General features: G+C 65.8%; 12 protein-coding genes. 1 reads left to right on the top strand and 11 read right to left on the bottom strand.

Features of this window, described 5'->3' with window-relative positions; genetic code table 11:
- Positions 1 to 133 precede the first annotated feature (133 nt).
- The 9 genes from FQK05_RS13820 to FQK05_RS13780 all read right to left on the bottom strand — a co-directional run bounded on the left by FQK05_RS13820 (position 134) and on the right by FQK05_RS13780 (position 9617).
- Entirely contained in the window at positions 134 to 1366 is a 1233-nt protein-coding gene (locus FQK05_RS13820; RefSeq protein WP_158967792.1) for an SDR family NAD(P)-dependent oxidoreductase, read from the bottom strand.
- Positions 1363 to 2544: a thiolase family protein gene (locus FQK05_RS13815; protein ID WP_158967790.1), complete on the bottom strand. Its 1182-nt coding sequence runs from the start codon at positions 2542 to 2544 to the stop codon at positions 1363 to 1365. The genes FQK05_RS13820 and FQK05_RS13815 overlap by 4 nt, the downstream gene beginning before the upstream one ends.
- A 5-nt stretch (positions 2545 to 2549) precedes the next feature.
- Entirely contained in the window at positions 2550 to 2981 is a 432-nt protein-coding gene (locus FQK05_RS13810; RefSeq protein WP_158967788.1) for an organic hydroperoxide resistance protein, read from the bottom strand.
- 11 nt (positions 2982 to 2992) lie between these two features.
- On the bottom strand, positions 2993 to 3772 hold the full coding sequence (locus FQK05_RS13805) for an aspartate/glutamate racemase family protein (protein WP_158967786.1): 780 nt from the start codon (positions 3770 to 3772) through the stop codon (positions 2993 to 2995).
- 75 nt (positions 3773 to 3847) lie between these two features.
- Positions 3848 to 5506, bottom strand: a complete 1659-nt coding sequence (locus FQK05_RS13800; protein WP_199252667.1) for an ATP-dependent acyl-CoA ligase — start codon at positions 5504 to 5506, stop codon at positions 3848 to 3850.
- 50 nt (positions 5507 to 5556) lie between these two features.
- Positions 5557 to 6159: a flavin reductase family protein gene (locus FQK05_RS13795; RefSeq protein WP_158967784.1), complete on the bottom strand. Its 603-nt coding sequence runs from the start codon at positions 6157 to 6159 to the stop codon at positions 5557 to 5559.
- Positions 6159 to 6944, bottom strand: coding sequence for a cyclase family protein (locus tag FQK05_RS13790; protein ID WP_158967782.1), 786 nt, complete (start codon positions 6942 to 6944; stop codon positions 6159 to 6161). The genes FQK05_RS13795 and FQK05_RS13790 overlap by 1 nt, the downstream gene beginning before the upstream one ends.
- A gap of 9 nt (positions 6945 to 6953) precedes the next feature.
- Positions 6954 to 8564 (bottom strand): AMP-binding protein, encoded by a 1611-nt coding sequence (locus FQK05_RS13785; RefSeq protein WP_158967780.1) that lies wholly within the window; start codon positions 8562 to 8564, stop codon positions 6954 to 6956.
- A 126-nt stretch (positions 8565 to 8690) separates the two neighbouring features.
- Complete coding sequence (locus tag FQK05_RS13780; protein ID WP_158967778.1) at positions 8691 to 9617, bottom strand: LysR family transcriptional regulator; 927 nt, start codon at positions 9615 to 9617, stop codon at positions 8691 to 8693.
- A 102-nt stretch (positions 9618 to 9719) separates the two neighbouring features.
- Between FQK05_RS13780 and FQK05_RS13775 the strand changes: the two genes are divergently transcribed.
- Entirely contained in the window at positions 9720 to 10916 is a 1197-nt protein-coding gene (locus FQK05_RS13775) for an acyl-CoA dehydrogenase (RefSeq protein WP_158967776.1), read from the top strand.
- Between the two features lie 421 nt (positions 10917 to 11337).
- Here FQK05_RS13775 and FQK05_RS13770 read toward each other — a convergent pair whose 3' ends face one another.
- Both FQK05_RS13770 and FQK05_RS13765 read right to left on the bottom strand, forming a co-directional pair.
- Positions 11338 to 11811, bottom strand: coding sequence for a MarR family winged helix-turn-helix transcriptional regulator (locus tag FQK05_RS13770; RefSeq protein ID WP_158967774.1), 474 nt, complete (start codon positions 11809 to 11811; stop codon positions 11338 to 11340).
- 128 nt (positions 11812 to 11939) lie between these two features.
- Positions 11940 to 14234: a bifunctional salicylyl-CoA 5-hydroxylase/oxidoreductase gene (locus FQK05_RS13765; protein WP_158967772.1), complete on the bottom strand. Its 2295-nt coding sequence runs from the start codon at positions 14232 to 14234 to the stop codon at positions 11940 to 11942.
- Positions 14235 to 14272 lie beyond the last annotated feature (38 nt).

Genomic DNA, 14272 nt, shown 5'->3' with positions numbered 1-14272 from the left:
CGGATCCGCGGCGCGCCTTTTCCTCATCATTGCAGGGGCCAGGCCACCAAGGGGCGGTCAGCAGCACAGGCGTCTTGGCCGGCCAACCGGCCGTTCCCCCCTGCCTGACCTGAAACCTCCCCCCTGTTTTCATTCAGCCGCCCGAGTTCATTTCCCGTTCAAGCCCCTTGGGATTGGCCTCCAGCCTTTCCCGCAGGTCCTTGACGAAGTCGCCGACATAGACGTCTTCCTGCCCCTCCCTCAGCGCCTTGACGATGGCAGAGGCCACGGCACCCGGCCCCACCTTGGGGGGCGTAAGTTCCTGATACCATTCATCCTCGACAGGGCCCGAGAAGACATTGGTCACCCGCACCCCGCCATGGCGCATCTCTCCCCGCAGGGAATGGGACAGCGACAGGCAGGCGGCCTGCACCGCGGAATAGGTCCCGTAGGGATGCGTGTTGGCCAGCGCATAGGCGGAAAGGACGTTGACCCAGGCCACCGCGCTGTTGGTGCCATCGGCACCGCGCGCGCGCATCCCGCCACCGAACGTATGTGCCAGGTGCAGGAAGCCCAGGAAATGGCGGTTCAGCTGCTCGCGCGCCTCGGTCACGACATTGGTGTCCATGATGTCGCCCGGCCGCATGTAGTCGCCGGTGTTCACCAGGATATCGACCTTGCCGCCGATGGCACCGGCCAGTTTCTCGCAGCTTTTCACGTCGTCGACGGTCAGCGGCACCACGTTCACCCGCGGATCGACCGGCGGATAGGGTTTCCAGTCCTCCGAGATGCCCAGCCACACTGTCTTGGCGCCCGCGTCCAGCAGGGCCTTCGCCACAGCCCGACCGACCGGCGCGCGCCCGTCGGTCACAAGGATCCGGCGGAACTTGGGATCGGCCACCATGGTGCGCCATTGCCGGTCGTCTGCCATGTTCGGGGTCTCCTTCACCGGGCGGGCAAAGGCCGCCGCGTTGCCGGCCACATCGAGTTGCAGCGACATTCGCACCCGGTCGCCCTTGGCCGAATCGCCGTGCAGGTGGGCAACCATGATCGGGCCTTCGTCCAGCTTGATCATGCCGATCCGCCATGGCGCGCGTTCGCGGAAATAGACCTCGCCCGAGATCTCGATGGTGCTTTCCGACACGACCTCGCCACCCCGGGAGATATCGGCCAGCGGCAGATGTTCCGACAAGCACTCTGGGCAGGCATCCCGCGGGGGATAGGCGACATGGCCGCATTCTAGGCATTTCTGAAGGGCAAAACGCCCTTCGGCCGCGGCCCAGGTCAAAAGCTGCCCGGCGCGCGACCGCATCGACGGCGGAAGGACCGGGATCGCCGTCCGCTTCAGCGGATCCTTGCGTTTCGGGGGGCTCAGCGGTTCGGTCATGCGCCCTCTCCCGACAGGATCACGGCGCCGGATGCGAGGCCGCGTTCATAGTTGATCATGCCAAAGCCGGACGCCAGCGCCGTCTTCGCGCCCGCGACCTGTGTGGGCCCGGCGGTGCCGGTGACCTGCCGCATGGATTCGGTCAGGCCGATATAGCCACCGGCCGCCCCCGCCTGCCCCGCCGACAGTTGCCCGCCGGACGTGTTGTGCGGGAAATCCCCGCCGATGGTCAGGTCGTGCGACCGGACAAAGGCCGCGCCTTCGCCCTTCTTGCAAAAGCCCAGGTCTTCCAGCTGCATCATCACGATCACGGGATAATCGTCATAGGTCTGGACGACGTCGATGCCCTGCGGCGTGGTGCCTGCCGTCTCGTAAAGCTCGTCGATGTCCACGACCCAGCCGCCATGTTCCTGCACGGTGTCGTCGATGGCATTGTGCCGTTCGATGGCCCCTTTCAGGAAGACAGGTGTCAGGCCCAGTTCCTCGGCCAGATCCTCGCGCATGACAAGGAAGGCCTCTGCCCCCGCGCAGGGCATGACGCAATCGAACAGATGCACGGGCGAGGCGATGGCCCGCGCGTTCACGTATTCGTCCAGCGTCAGCGGCTTTTTCATCAGCGCGTTCGGGTTCTTCAGCGCATTGGCGCGCTGGGACACGGCGATCCGGCCCAGATCCTCGCGCGTGACGCCGTAACGGTCCATGTAGTTCCGCTGGATCATGGCAAAGCTGGAATTGGCCCCGCCCGACCCATAGGGCAGCACCGCATCCTGCGCAAAGCGGGAAAAGTTGGCGGTGGTCTGGCGGAAGGTGTCGATCTGGTTCGTATCGGCCGCGACGCAGGCCACGATATCGGCGTCGCCCGCCTGAACGAAACGCGCGGCCCGGCGGATCGCCGCCACGCCGCTGTTGCCGCCCAAGGGGATCGTGTCCACCGTCCGCAGGTTCAGACCCATGTGCTGGGCGATGCCGATGGCGCTGTCGGTCCCGGCGGTGAAGCTGGACAGGCAGAACCCGTCGAACTGCCTGTGCGAGAGGCCGGAGGAATCGGCCAGCGCCCGAAGCGCCTTGCCGATCCACCAATGCGCCGCGTGGATCGAATACCGCGAATAGGGCACCGTCACGGGGCAGGTCAGCACCACCCCGTCATAGCTTGCGCGCTGTTTTCTGCCGCCTGCCATCCGACTCAGACGCTTACCGTCAGTTTCACGTCCATGTTGCCACGGGTCGCGTTGGAATAGGGGCAGCGTTCATGCGCTTCGGCCACGATTTTTTCGGCCTCGGCCTGATCCAGCCCGGGCAGCGACACGTCGAGTTCGACCTGCAGCGCATAACGTTCGCCCGCGCGCCCGGTTTCGACCTTGGACGTGATCGCCGCCGTGTCCGGGATTGCGACCTTCGACAGGCGCCCCACCAGCTTCACCGCCGACAGGAAACACGCGGCATAGCCCACGGCAAAAAGCTGTTCCGGGTTGGTCCCCGACCCGCCCGGTCCGCCCAGTTCCTTCGGAATGGTCAGTGTCACCTTCAGGTTGCCGTCGCTGGTTTCGCCGGTGCCTTCGCGCCCGCCCGAAACATGGGCCTCGGCAGTGTACAGGATGCTTTCGGGTTTGATCATCTTGGTCTCCATCATTTCGTTGTGGCGGGCATCAATGCCAGGAAATCCTGCTGCGCCTGCCCCTTGGGCTGCGCGAAACAGGCACCGCGGCTGGGGCCCACTCCGTCGAGTTTCTTCAGTTGCGCCCACATCTCGGCCGATTTCAGCGCGACCGAGGCACAGTTGACCACCGGCGCGGTGCCGACGGTCAGCCCGGGGAAATCGGCGACGAACAGGCCCGGCAGCACGCCGCCGGCCACAATCACGTCGGCACCCTGCGCCACCAGCTTTTCGCCGGCCGCCTGAATCCGCGCCAGAAGCGAAGCCTTCACCGTTTCATCCCCCGCAAAGCTTGCGTTGAATTCCTGCGGGTTGCTTTCCAGCGAGGTCACGGCCACCAGCCGCGTGCCCAGCCCGTAAAGGTCCGCCTGTTCGCGGTGCCAGATCTCGAACTCCGGGGCCAGCGTGATGACGCCCAGACGGCGGCCAAGGGTAGAGGCCTGCAGCATCGTGGCCTCCCCTGTCCCCACGACCGGAATGTCGAGAGCGGAGCGGATCTCGTAAAGCCCCGGATCCTGGAAATGGCCCATGACATAGGCGTCGTAACCGTCTTCCAGGCGCAGGGCACGGTCGATGGCCTGCATGGCACAGCGGAACTCGGCCAGGCGGCCGAAATCGCGGTCAGGTGGGGTCATCCCTTCGACGACGACCTCGGTCCCCGGCGCGGCAATGCCGTTCAGGTATTCCGTCAGGCGGCGCAGGTAATCCGCACCGGTGACCGGATCGACGAAGCTTTGCCAGAAAATCCGCATTCGGGGTCCCTTCCTGCTCTCGTTATTTCAAGCTTAAAATATCCACGCCGTCAAGCGCGCGCCTGCCGGCTCTCGCTATCGCTTCACCTTGTAGCCGGTCGTTTCCAGGTCCCACATATCAGCGGTGATCCCGTCCTCGCGGAAGACGACCTTGCGGATCTTGCCGTTCTCGGTCAGCGGCATGTCGGCGACGAAGCGCAGGTAGCGGGGCACGGCAAAATAGGCCAGCAAGGGTTCCACGTGCCGGATCAGCGCCAGCGGATCGACCGACGTGCCCGCCTTGGGCTTGACCGCCACGGCGACCTCGTCCTCGCCCAGTTCTGACGGCACAGGGTACGCGGCGCAGGCCTCGACCTCGGGATGGGACAGGATGGCCTGCTCGACCTCCCAGGACGAGACATTCTCGCCCCGGCGCCGGATCGCATCCTTGGTGCGGTCGATGAAGCGATAGTTGCCATCCGGGTCCCGCACCACGCGGTCGCCGGTGTGGAACCAGTAGTTGGCCCAGGTTTCCACCGTCTTGTCGGCCATCTTGTAGTAGCCGGAAGCGAAGGAATGGGGTTCGGTCGGGCGCAGTAGCAACTCGCCCGGTTCGCCATCGGGGACCGGGTTGTCCCACCTGTCGGCCACGATGGCATGCGCCCCGTGTTCCAAGAACCCCATGGTCCCGGGATGGGCCGACGGGGTGGCGGAATAGAAGATGAAGTTCGTCTCGGTCGAACCATAGCCATCGACCATCGGCACCCCGAACCGTTCCAGGAAGGGCGCATGCATCGGCCCCGGCACACCGCCGCCCAGGGCCACGCGCAGGGAATGATCCCTGTCGCTGGCCTTTTCCGGCTGGGCCATCAGGATCGCGGCCATGGCGCCCAGCAGGTAGGTCACGTTGGCCTTGCGCGCCCGCGCGATGTCCCAGAAGCCGGACGCGGTGAACCGCGGCTCCAACACGTATTCGCCCTTCATCAAAAGCGCCTGGTAGAACGTGTTCAGCGCATTGGTGTGAAAGACCGGCAGCATGGTCATCAGCACGTCGCCTTCCCGCACCCCCAGGGCGCGGGCGGAATAAAGGCCCCACCAGAACAGCTGTGCCTGTGGGCAGCACACCCCCTTGGACGGCCCCGTCGTGCCCGAGGTGTAAAGGATAGCGACCGTGTCCGACGGTTTCACGTCCGGCAGGCCCGCGGGCACCTCGGCCGGGAAGATGGGCTGGTCGCCTTCGCAGACGCCCTTGGCGATCACGGTCCAGCAGCGGGGCGGCATCACCTCGTCCCGCGACAGCACGGCATAGGCGTCCAGGAAACATTCCTCGGCCACCAGCAGCTTGGGGTCGGCATTGTCCAGCACATGGGCCAGTTGCGGGCCCTTGAAGGCGGTGTTGAAAGGGGCTGCGATGGCGCCCAGCCAGGCACAGCCCAGGAAGATTTCCAGGAATTCCGGCCGGTTCGAACAGTGGATCGCCACCCGGTCACCCGGCCCGATTCCCGCTTCGGCCAGCCGCGCGGCCCAGGCGGCGGCGATGGTGCGCGTCTGGGCATAGGACCAGACTGCCTCGCCGCAGCGGACCAGCACCCTGTCCCCCATCTCGGCCGCCCGGCGGTCCAGGATCGCCGGCAGGGTCCGCGCCTCGGGCGGGAATTCCACCGCTAGGGCGGAATATATGTCGTCCTTGGGGTCGGGCATCCGGATGCCGGCAGAAACAGTAGGGGCCATCGTCGTCGCCTTGTCCAAGGTCATGTCATTCAGTCTTCGGCTTCGGGGCACGGTTCCCCTGCCCCGTCCGGCCGTCAGCCGGGGCGCGGCATTTCGAACGTGTCCCCGACGAACGCGAAGTCGAGATAGCCCAAGCGCGCCAGGGGCTTGTAGGTCTTCACCTCGAACCGGCCATCGACGATGCAGTCGTCGCGCAGGTGTACCGCCTCGATGAAACCCAGCACGACATAGTTCTGCTGGCCCGGCAGGTCGATCACCCGGTCCAGCCTGCATTCGAAAGTCGCGGGCGCGTCGGCCACGAAGGGGCAGTCGATCGTCCGGCATTCCGCCTTGGCGATGCCGACCGCCGCGAATTCGTCCACGTCCTTGGCGAAGCCGCCCGAGGACGCGTTCACCGCCTCGCGCGCGGCATATTCGGTGGTCGAGATGGCAAAGACGCCCGTCGCCTCGATATTGGCCAGCGTGTCCTTGCCCCGGGTCTGGTCCGGCTTCGTCATAGTCGACGAGAACATCAGCTGCGGCGGCGCATAGGCGGTCAGATTATAGAGCGAATGCGGCGCCAGGTTATCCACCCCGTCCGCGCTGCGGGTCGAAATCCAGGCGATCGGCCGGGGCGAGACGATGGCGGTCAGCGGGTTGTGCTCGAATGGATGCCCGTCCGCGGTGGTATAGAACATCAGGCGTCCCCTTCGATCATCGCGAAGACGCGCAGCGGGCTGCCCGACCCGCCCATGATCTTCAGCGGCGCCGCGACGATGACCGCACCGAAGGTCGGCAGCTGGTCCAGGTTGGCCAGGCACTGCAGGCCATAGCGCCCGTTGCCGTGCAGGATCGAATGGGCCGGATACGGCGGCTCAAGATGCTGCGCCTGCCCCGCATCGGTGCCCACGGTTTCGACCGCCAGCCCGACGCAGTCGCGGTCATGGACCAGGAAGTTGATCGCACTGGCGTCCGGCCCCGGCGAATGGGCGCCGTCGTCCTTCAGGTTCAGGTATTCGACCGTGCCCACCTTCTTGGACCAGTCCGTGCGCAGCGCGATCCAGTGGCGGGGCGGGATCCGGCCGTTCTTTTCCTCCCACGCTTCCAGATGCGCGCGGGTCAGGACGAAATCGGCGTCGGCGTCCGATTCCGCCACGATGTCGATCACCACGGCGGGCGCCATGAACGATTGCGCGGGGACCGCGTCCACCGTGTTCGACGGCAGGTCCTTGCCCGTCACCCAATGCGCCGGGGCGTCGAAATGGGTGCCGGTATGTTCGTTCATCGTGATGTTGTTCCAGTACCACGCCGGCCCGTTCTGATCATATCGCGACACCGGCTCCATCCGGAACGGCGCGCACTGGCCGAATTCCACCGGCAGCACGATGACGGGAAAGTCCGGCGACAGCGTGTTGGTCAGGTCCACGCATTTCACCGCGCCAGTGGTCAGCGCGTCGGCCAGTTGGGTCAGCAGTCCGGTCATGGTCAATCCTCAGGCCGTGCGTTTCTTCATGTGGCGGGTATCGATGAAACCGCCTTCGTCCAGCGTCCTGGCCAACAGCGTCTTCAGTTCGCCCCTCAGGATCTTCTGCGTGGCGGTCAGCGGCAGCGTGTCGACCGCAGCGATCCAGCCCGGCACCTTGTAGTACGCCATCTGTTCCAGCGCCCAGGTGACGATACTTTCGGCCCGCGCCTGGTCCCAGCCGCCGCCCGACAGGATCACGAAGGCCGCGACCTCGTCGCCGCGCACCTCGTCGGGGGCCGCGGCCACGGCGCAGATCTCGATCTCCGGATGGCGGTTCAGGATCGATTCCACCTCGACCGCCGCGATGTTCTCGCCCGACCGGCGGATCACGTTCTTCTTGCGGTCGACGAAATGCAGCGACCCGTCCTCGTCCTGCACCACCACGTCGCCGGTATGCAGCCAGCCCCCGGCCCAAAGTTCGTCCGTCGCGTCCTGGTTCTTCAGATAGCCCGAGGCAAAGCCGTACATCGGGTTGGGCCCCGCGCGCCGCACCAGCAGTTCGCCCTGGGTCCCGAAGGGCACGTCGTTGCCGGCATCGTCCACCAGCCGCACCTCGACATCCGCGGTCGGCCGGCCAAAGCAGGCGGTGCCGATCTTGCGCGGCTCTTCATGCGCGGAAATAGTGCCGCCCGATCCCGTCTCGGTGCAGGCCCATGCCTCGATCAGGGGAAAACCATAGCGTTCCTCGAAGGGAGCGTGCAGCTTCTTGTCGACGCCTGCGCCAAAGCCGAAGCGGACGTTGTGATCCGTGTCGGCAGGCGACGGCGCGGCGCCCATCAGCATCGACGGCATGACGCCCAGATAGTGGACGACCGTCGCTTTCGACAGGCGGACCGACTCCCACCAGCTGCGCGGATGGAACCGGTCCAGCAGGATCAGGCAGCCGCCGGTGGTGATCATCGCCATGACCGACACGGCCAGCGCGTTCATGTGGAACAGCGGCAAGGGCGTCAGCATCCGTTCGTTGTCCAGCTCCAGGCTGATGTAGCCAGGCGTTTCCGCATACCAGTCGCCGCCATGCAGGAAGTATTCGTTGGACAGGATGCAGCCCTTGGGCCGACCCGTGGTGCCAGAGGTGTAAAGCAGCGCGCATTCCGTCTGGGTCGTCAGGACATGCGTCCCGGCATCCTCGGGCGCGGGCGGCACTTCCTCCTCCGGCGCGATGATCGGGACGGTCAGACCGGCATTGGCCACGGCCTGCTGCAGTTCAGGCACGCGGGGGGCCAGGGCTATGGCCAGCACCATCTCGGAGTGTTCGATCAGGTATTCCAGTTCCGCCACCCGCAGGTCCGGGTTGATCGGCACGATGGACACCCCCAGCCCGTTCAGGGCCAGCCAGATCTCCAGATAGACCGGGCGGTTTTCCAGCAGCAGCCCGACCCGGTGCCCGGCGCCATAGCCTTGCGCCTTGAAGGTCGCGGCCCAGTCGTCCACCCGTGCGGCCATCTCGGTATACGAGATATCGCCGGCCGGAATGCCATAGACGCCGGCGGTTTCCTCCAGCACATGCAGGAACGGGGCGTCGCCCCTGCGGTCAGCGGTTTCCGCGAAACGGTGATAGACGGTGGAAGCGGTCATGTCGGTCCTTCGAAGGCGCAGGCCCTTGCAGGCACAGGTGCGGCAGAGGTCGCGATTTACTTTAAGTATAAAATACCCAGCCTCGCAAGGCAAGAATATGCGGTGCGCAGGCCCCGGGTCATCTGGTCACGCGGTCACGCCGGGTTGCAGCGGCCCCGGATGCGCAGCGTCGCGGCATTCGCCCGCCAGCCAGTCGCGAAAGGCCGCCAGCGCCGCCAGGCTGTCATTGCGTTCCGGCCAGACCAACCAATAGGCGCCGGTCCCCGGCACATGCTGTTGCAAAACGGCCCGAAGACGGCCGTCCTCCAGCTCCGGCACGGCCAGGTAATGCGGCAGCAACGCGATCCCCAGCCCCGACAGGGCCGCCTGGATCATCATCGAAAACTGGTCCATCACCATGCCCACCGTCCGCGGGCTGTCGCCCCCCTGCCCCGCGGCCCAGTCGGCCCAGGCCGTGGGCCGCGTTTCCAGCTGCAACAGCGGCAGGCCGCGCATGTCGGCCACGCTGCCGATCGGGTGCCGCGCTAGGAATCCGGGCGAGGCGCAGGCGGTATAGCGTTCACCGAAAAGCTTCATCCGCCGCGTGCCCGGTGCGGCCTCTTCCCCGAAGAGGATCCCGGCATCCAGCCCCTCGGCCTCGAAACTGAAGCTTTGCAGCCGCGTGGCCAGCGTGACGGTCACCCCCGGATTGCGGTCGAAGAACCCCCCCAGCCGCGGCGCCAGCCAACGGGTGCCGAAGGTCGGAAGGATCCCCAGGTCCAGCGACCCGCCCCCGGGGCTGGTCACCAGCCCCATCGTCGCCCGCTGCAGCATGTCCAGGCTGCGCCCGACCTTGCTGTGATAGTCCCGCGCAGCTTCCGTCGGCACCAGCCGCTGCCGCTGGCGCAGGAACAGCGTGGCGCCCACCTGTCCCTCCAGCGTCTGGATCAGCCGGCTGACGGTGCTTTGCGTCAGGCTCAGCTCTTCCGCCGCGGCGGTCACAGATCCCCGCGCCATCACCGCCTCGAAGGCCAGGAGCATCGAGATCGACGGCAGATAGCGGCGCTGGCGCATGTCATGCACTCCATGAATGAACTCATGCAGAAATGCCGCTTTTCGGGGCCTGTTGAAAGCCTCTATGCAACGACCCGACCAGATTTCACGCCGGAGTTCTCCATGTCAGCCTCGCATCGCGGCCAAGCCTTCACCTGGGACGATCCCTTTCTCCTCGACGATCAGCTGACGGAAGAAGAGCGGATGATCCGCGACAGCGCCCGCGATTTCGCACAGGCCGAACTGGCCCCCGGCATCGTCGACGCCTACATGAACGAACAGACCGACCCCGAGCTCTTCGCCAAGATGGGCGCCGCGGGCCTTCTGGGCGTGACCCTGCCGGAAGAGTACGGCTGCGCCGGCGCGACCTACGTCTCCTATGGTCTGGTCGCGCGCGAGGTCGAACGGGTCGACAGCGGCTACCGCTCGATGATGTCCGTGCAATCCAGCCTCGTCATGTACCCGATTTACGCCTACGGGTCCGAGGAACAGCGCCGGAAATACCTGCCGAAACTGGCCTCGGGCGAATATATCGGCTGTTTCGGCCTGACCGAACCCGATGCCGGTTCCGACCCGGGCGGCATGAAGACCCGGGCGACCAAGACCGAGGGCGGCTATGTCCTGAACGGCGCCAAGATGTGGATTTCCAACGCCCCCATCGCCGACGTCTTCGTCGTCTGGGCCAAGTCCGAAGCCCATGGCGGCAAGATCCGCGGTTTCGTGCTGGACAAGGGCATGAAGGGCCTCACCGCCCCCAAAGTCGGCGGCAAGCTCTCGCTGCGCGCCTCGATCACCGGTGAGATCGTGCTCGACAATGTCGAAGTCGGCGAAGACGCGCTGCTGCCGAACATCGAAGGCCTGGGCGGCCCCTTCGGCTGCCTCAACCGTGCCCGCTACGGCATCAGCTGGGGCGCCATGGGCGCGGCCGAAGACTGCTTCCACCGCGCCCGGCAGTACGGGCTGGACCGGATCCAGTTCAACCGCCCGCTGGCACAGACCCAGCTTTACCAGAAGAAGCTGGCCGACATGGAAACCGAGATCACCCTGGGCCTGCAGGGCGCGCTGCGCGTCGGCCGGCTGATGGATGACGGCCGCTTCGCGCCGGAAATGATCTCGCTGATGAAGCGCAACAACTGCGGCAAGGCGCTGGCCATCGCGCGGGAGGCACGCGACATGCACGGCGGCAACGGCATCCAGGTCGAATACCACGTGATGCGCCACGCCCAGAACCTGGAAACGGTGAACACCTACGAAGGCACGCACGACGTGCACGCCCTGATCCTGGGCCGCGCCATCACCGGCCTCCAGGCCTTCGCGTAGACCGACGGCCCCCTCTCCCCGGCCGAAGTTCACGCAGAAGTCCTCTTCGCGGAGCCACCGTCGCGCTGCCGACAGGCGCCGTCGGTGTGCCCGCGTCAAGGGGGCGCCAGCCCCGCGCGACAGCGCGGCTTGCCCTTGATGCGGGCGCATCGATGGCTCAGGCAGCAAATGCGACGGGGGATCCGTGAAGAGGACGTGGTCCCTCTTCGTGGTGAACCCGAGCCTTCCCCTTGCGACGAAGACGTCAAAGCACCGAACACAGCCGGTCGCTCACGCGACGCGTATTCCCCGCACCTATGGTTCCCCGCACCTGTGGAAGAGCATCGCGCCCGAAGCGGCGAGGTCGAAAACCGAAGGTTTTCGGCCGGGGGCTGGACGGGTGGGCCGCTGAGGGCGCGATGCCGGCCCGAGGGCCGAGAGTTCAGCCCTTGCGCCCCGGCCTGTGGGCGACATCGCCCAGCAGGTCCGACAGCCGCCAGGCCCGGTCCTGTTCGACACCGCTCAAAAGCTCGTCGATCCAGGCTTCGTGCGCCACCGCCTGCCGCTCGAATTCCTCGCGGCCGCGCTGGGTCAGACGGGCGCGAAACGACCGTCGGTCGCCTTCTACCTGCTCCCGCAGCACCAGCCCGTCGTCGACCAACCGGTCGACGATGCCCGTCACATTGCCGTTCGACACCTTCAGAACGCCGCTCAGCGCGCTCATCTTCAACCCGTCCTCGTTCCGGTACAGGGCCGACATCACGTCGAAGCGCGGCAGCGTCGTTGCGAACTCGACCCGCAGCCTTTCGCGCAGCTCGCCCTCGATATGGCGCGAGGCCGACAGGATCCGAAGCCACAGCCGAAGCCGAGACTTGCTGACGGGTTCGGATGCGTGCCGGTCCGGCATCGGGGTCATGGGCGGCTCCCTCGTGATTTCGGTCCTGCCCCTTTAGCGCCATGGCCGCCGGGAACAAAGCGAAACTCTGCCTCAAGGCGCGACAGGCCGAAACGGCCCCTGCCCGGTCAGGGACAGGGGCCATGTCGTCAGACGCGGATCGTCTCCGCCTCGCGGTCGGCCAGCCGGAACAGCTGGTCGCGGCCGCTGCGATAGGGGGCGGGCCAGGCCTCGGCCCGGTCGCCGATCCGGGCGGCCTCGTGGTAGGTCCAGTACGGGTCCGCCAGGTGCGGGCGCGCCAGGCACACCAGGTCCGCACGCCCCGCCATCAGGATCGAGTTCACGTGATCGGCCTCGTAGATGTTGCCGACCGCCATAGTGGCGATCCCGGCCTCGTTGCGGATGTGATCCGAGAACGGGGTCTGGAACATCCGGCCATAGACCGGGTGATCGCCCTTGGCCACCTGCCCGGCGGACACGTCGACGATATCCGCACCGGCGGCGGTGAACATCTTCGCGATGTCCACTGCATCTTCCGGCGTGATCCCGTCGTCGCCCATCCAGTCGTTGGCGGAAATCCGCACGGACATCGGCTTTTCCGCCGGCCAGACGGCGCGCATCGCCTCGAACACTTCCAGCGGGTACTTCATCCGGTTCTCCAGCGAACCGCCGTATTCATCCGTCCGCACATTGGTGATCGGAGAGATGAAGGACGAGATCAGGTAACCGTGCGCGGCGTGCAGTTCGATCATGTCGAAGCCGGCGCGTTCCGCCATTTCGGCCGCGGACACGAATTGTGCCTTCACCTCGTCCATGTCGGCGCGCGTCATCTCGCGCGGGGTCTGGTTCTGCTCGGACCACGCGATCGGAGAGGCCGAGATCAGGTCCCAGTTCCCGTCCGTCAGCGGCTTGTCCATCCCTTCCCAGCCGATCCGGGTCGAGCCCTTGCGGCCCGAATGCCCGATCTGACAGCAGATCTTCGCATCGGTTTCGGCATGGACGAAACCGGTCAGACGGGTCCAGGCGGCCTCGTGTTCGGGTGCATAAAGCCCCGGGCAGCCCGGCGTGATCCGGCCGGTGGGCGAAACGCAGGTCATTTCCGTATAGACCAGCCCCGCGCCCCCCTTGGCGCGTTCGCCATAATGGATCAGGTGCCAGTCGGTCGGACAGCCGTCGACGGCCTTGTATTGCGCCATCGGCGACACGACGATGCGGTTCTTCAGGTCCATGTCGCGCAGCTTGAACGGCGCGAACATCGGCGCGCGCACCGGTGCATCGGCCGGCACGCCTGCCTTGGTCTGGAACCACTTTTCCGCGCTTTCCAGCCATTCGGGATCGCGCAGGCGCAGGTTTTCATGGCTGATCCGCTGCGACCGGGTCAGCAGCGAGTAGTTCAGCTGCACCAGGTCCATGTCCAGATACCGTTCCACCCGCTCGAACCATTCCAGCGAGTTCCGGGCGGCGGACTGAAGCCGCAGCACATCCAGGCGGCGTTCCTCCTGGTAGCGGGCAAAGGCCTTCTGCATGTCGGTTTCCGAATGCAGGAATTCGGCCAGGGCAATCGCGCTGTCGATGGCCAGGCGCGAGCCCGACCCGATCGAGAAGTGCCCGGTCGCCGCTGCGTCGCCCATCAGGACGACGTTTTCATGATACCAGTTTTCACAGATCACGCGGGGGAAGTTCATCCACACGGCCGACCCGCGCAGGTGTGCGGCGTTCGAGATCAACTCGTTGCCCGACAGGTGCTTTTCGAACACCTTGCGGCAGGTCTCGACGGTTTCTTCCTTGGACATGTCCTCGAAGCCGAAGCTGTCCCAGGTGTCTTGCTGGCATTCCACGATGAAGGTCGCGGTGTTGTCGTCGAACTGGTAGGCGTGGGCCCACATCCAGCCGTGTTCGGTCTTCTCGAAGATGAAGGTGAAGGCATCGTCGAACTTCTGGTGGGTGCCCAGCCAGATGAACTTGCATTCGCGGATGTCGATGTCGGGCTTGAAATGTTCCGCCCAGGCATTGCGCACCGCGCTGTTGATGCCGTCGCAGGCGACGACCAGGTCGAAATCGCCGGTATAGTCCTCGACCGGCCCGACCTCGGTTTCGAACCGCATGTCGACGCCAAGTTCCCGCGCCCGCTCCTGCAGGATGATCAGAAACTGCTTGCGCCCGATCCCGGCGAAGCCGTGGCCGCCGGACACGGTGCGTTCATCCCCGCGGATGGTCGCGATATCGTCCCAGTAGGCAAAGTGTTCGCGGATCGTCGCGGCCGAAACAGGGTCGTTCTTGACCATGTTGCCCAGTGCGTCGTCCGACAGCACCACGCCCCAGCCGAAGGTGTCGTTGGCCTTGTTCCGCTCGAACACCACCACCTCGTGCGAGGGGTCGCGCAGCTTCATCGAGATCGCGAAATAAAGGCCGGCAGGCCCTCCACCCAGACAGGCAACACGCATTTCCCGGATCCTTCCCGCTGTCAGATTCCCGATAGTCT

This window comes from Chachezhania sediminis (assembly GCF_009765275.1).
Lineage (GTDB): Bacteria > Pseudomonadota > Alphaproteobacteria > Rhodobacterales > Rhodobacteraceae > Chachezhania > Chachezhania sediminis.
This window is presented reverse-complemented; position numbering and strand designations above follow the sequence as displayed.